This window comes from Actinomycetospora sp. NBRC 106378 (assembly GCF_030269685.1).
GTDB lineage: Bacteria > Actinomycetota > Actinomycetes > Mycobacteriales > Pseudonocardiaceae > Actinomycetospora.
Window position 1 is genome coordinate 1 of the sequence record NZ_BSTT01000038.1, and the last position, 485, is coordinate 485.

At 60.4% G+C, this 485-nt stretch carries 1 rRNA gene; it reads right to left on the minus strand.

Features of this window, described 5'->3' with window-relative positions:
* Positions 1–388 precede the first annotated feature (388 nt).
* Positions 389–485: ribosomal RNA gene (locus QSK00_RS30305) — 16S ribosomal RNA — on the minus strand; the annotation flags it as partial.

Consider the following 485-nt stretch of genomic DNA (forward strand, 5'->3'; position numbering starts at 1 on the left):
AAAAAGATGCTCGCGTCCACTGTCCACTTGACAACCCAACCCACAGACCACCACCAGCACCCCCACAACCGCAGGGACCAGCAGTGACTGTCCAGAGAACACAACAACCCCCACACCAGACCCGACCGTCCCGAAGAACAATCGCGCAGATGTGAGGGTTCGTCGTCCCCTCAGGACCCAACAGTGTGCCGACGCCGCCACAGCCCTCCGATGAAGAACCGAAGAACCACAGCATCCGTATGTTCAGTTCCACTTCAATCCAGTAAGCAACCACCCACCCCACAGACGGGGATGCGATGGCCCTCCGCCGAACAACCAACACCAGCCGCCACCCGTGATGGGTGACCGTCACCGACCTGGCCTCGACGTCCGAGGTTGTGCTCCTTAGAAAGGAGGTGATCCAGCCGCACCTTCCGGTACGGCTACCTTGTTACGACTTCGTCCCAATCGCCAGTCCCACCTTCGACCGCTCCCCCCACAAGGGT